The sequence below is a fragment of the Ruminococcus sp. genome, from assembly GCF_017650195.1.
Classification (GTDB): domain Bacteria; phylum Bacillota; class Clostridia; order Oscillospirales; family Ruminococcaceae; genus Ruminococcus.
In genome coordinates this window covers 1-2,735 of record NZ_JAGCFH010000234.1, presented here as the reverse complement: position 1 = coordinate 2,735, position 2,735 = coordinate 1, and the positions used below count along the sequence as shown (strand labels likewise).

The 2,735-nt window shown below is 43.1% G+C and carries 3 protein-coding genes; all 3 read right to left on the bottom strand.

Annotation, left to right across the window (positions count from 1 at the left end; all coding sequences use genetic code 11):
- Positions 1-223 (bottom strand): 30S ribosomal protein S10 (rpsJ, locus tag J6U00_RS10805; protein WP_296581743.1); only part of this gene is annotated, 223 nt, incomplete at its 3' end.
- Positions 224-689: 466 nt separating this feature from the next.
- Positions 690-1,907 carry an acyltransferase gene (locus tag J6U00_RS10800; protein ID WP_296581742.1) on the bottom strand — a complete coding sequence of 406 codons (1,218 nt, stop codon included), beginning with the start codon at positions 1,905-1,907 and terminating at the stop codon, positions 690-692.
- An 83-nt stretch (positions 1,908-1,990) separates the two neighbouring features.
- Positions 1,991-2,735 (bottom strand): glycerophosphodiester phosphodiesterase family protein (locus J6U00_RS10795; RefSeq protein WP_296581740.1); only part of this gene is annotated, 745 nt, incomplete at its 5' end.

Sequence of the window (2,735 nt, the reverse complement as noted above, 5' to 3'; positions counted from 1 at the left end):
CGAGTCTCTTGTGAGTTCTCATCTCGAACTGCTCACGGCTATCCTTGTACTTGTGTACAGCACGGAGGATAGTAACGATCTCCTTGTCTGTAGGGAGCGGGATAGGTCCTGAAACTCTTGCACCGCTTCTCTTAGCTGCTTCAACGATCTTAGCTGCTGCAATATCAACAGTAGCGTGATCGTAACCCTTGATCTTGAATCTGATCTTTTCGTTGACTGCCATTATTTTCGCCTCCTTGAAAATGATTACGGGGACGCAGATTGGAATATCACACGTTTCCGTGTGTTTCATGCTTCATCTCATAAAAAAACTCGAAAAACAGACGTTTTCCGAGCGATCTTAACAAAATATGAGCACAAAAGAGCATAATCCACGCATACGCAAGCTGCGTGAAAAATAACCACAAACTGTGTTCGATATCCCATTCGCCCGGTTTAAAATCGGACATACTCCACGAAAATTACCTGCCATACCGGCAGCAACCTTCCGTTTCAACGCATATCTTCTGCAGTCAGTGCGCTCACGGCGCACTCAACGTAGACTATTATATCATATATATTGGGACAAATCAACAATTTGCAGAAATTGTAATTGTAAATTTTTAATGAACGAAATGCATATTTTAACTAAATATACATTTCTCTCCGGCATATAGCCGAAGAAAAATGAATTTAGGCTGTAAAACAGGTTATTTCTTTGTTTTCGTAGCTTCGCCACTCGTTTTGCTTTTCAGAATTGCTGCCACCTTCTTTACAAGAAAGGTGCACAGATCGTAGAGCTTATGTATCAGGAAACCACAGATTAGCGAGCAGATAAACACTTTAGGTATTATCTCGTACCAGTGGGCGAAGCGATCGCCTACTTCGATGTATTTCTGGTTAAAGCCTTCATGGTGCGTCGAATTCTCGGAGAGTCTCCAACCATTGTAGAACATGTTGTCAAATATATAAGAAATGAGGTATGTTCCTAGAGTGAGCCCGGACAACTGACGTAGCACGAACTTTACACCTTTGTTCTTTGTTGTGATATCAAACAGCATCAGGAATATGCATACTGCTACAGCGTACACCGGATATGCTCCGTACTGATTGAAGTGACGTGAAAGGAAGAAGTTGTCATTCACATCGTTTGAAAGTGTATGCTTATAGCTACTGTATGTCAGGAAGCTCAGAGACAGTGCGAACGCCGCAAGTATCATCAGCTTGTTGCGCACATTTCTCTTCGGATGGCAGTCACGTATGAAAGCACCCGTAAGGTAGTATGCTATAGGCCACGCTCCTTCGAGATAGTCCGGTACTGCCTTTATCTGGTCGTTCTGATTGAAGCCAAGATAGAAGGATCTTGCAAATATCGTGATAAAGACGGTTGCTGCCACAAGGAAGAACTTCTGCCAGCTTGTCTTACAACCGTTTATTGCAAGATTAAGGAAAGGTATGATAAGAAATATAGCAATATAGTAGTTGATGTACCAGCCATATTGCGCATTGTTAAACTCAAGATAGCCCTTCAGGATCTTCCAAGGCGTGAACACCTCATGGAAGTGGTGCTCCTTAAATTTTATACATATAATGCTTATGATGACGTATATAGCGATTATCCTTATCAAACCAGCGTAGAACTTTGCGCTAAACGTCTTGTTCTTCATAAGATATCCGGTCGATATCATGAACAGCGGCACACAGGAGTATGCCACCCACCTAAACGCTATGGGACCTATCGCCGACGAGTTTGTAATTGAAAAGTAATAAAAGCCGTTGTATAAATAGAAGTGTATGCACACCACAAGTATCAGTGCAAGTATCTTTACTATGTCTATGCCGGCAAAATATGGTTTTTCTGCCGCTTGAGCTAATGCTTTACTTTCATTTTCCACAGCAGCCGCATCAGCCTTTTTCACCTTATCCATTGTTTTTTCCTCCGGTTTTTCTTTGAATGTCATATACGGACCTGTCATAATTCTGTATATCACTATATGCTTCCCATTAACGGTCAGCTTCCGAAAATATATTTCAGCACGGTCAGTACCGTATCGCCTACCTTTTTTGAGTTTACTATCTCCAGCGCCTTATCAGGACGGTCTGTGATAATATTGTCAACACCCAGAGCTATCATCTTCTGCATCTCACTCTGTCTGTCAACAGTCCACACGAATATGCGCTTTCCGTGATGATGAGCGGAGTTTACAACACTCTGATTGACAAAAAGGTAGTTCATACTCACCGCATCTATATAGGGCAGCTGAGCATAAGAAGTCGCAGTTGCAAGGTTTGCAATAAACGCCGTTTTTATCTTTGAATTGAGCTGCTTCACCTTTTTCAGCGCTGGATACGAGAAGGAGGTTACATAGCAGGAATTGACTATGCCGTACTCCTCTATAAGCTCCACAGCCTTCTCAGCCGTCTTTTTTGGATCTCCGGATTTCTTTATCTCGATATTCAGCATTATGTCCTTGCCCACCAATTCGAGTACGTCCCTGAACAGCGGTATCTCAGCATCGTTGAACTCACCGTCGCTGCCAAACCACGAACCTGCGGACAGCTCTTTAATCTGTTCGTATGTGCGATTTATAACAAGTCCTCTACCGTTGGTGGTACGGTCAAGCTTGTCGTCGTGTATAACCACCAATTGATCATCAGCCGTAAGCTGAACGTCAAGTTCTATGTAGTCTGCTCCGCAGTCCATAGCCGCCTTGAAGGCAGGTATGGTATTTTCGGGAGCCACTCTCGAAAAGCCT

Bases quoted from the DNA above. Each gene is read 5' to 3' on its own strand.
- J6U00_RS10800 (WP_296581742.1), bottom strand. From the start codon at position 1,907: ATGGATAAGGTGAAAAAGGCTGATGCGGCTGCTGTGGAAAATGAAAGT.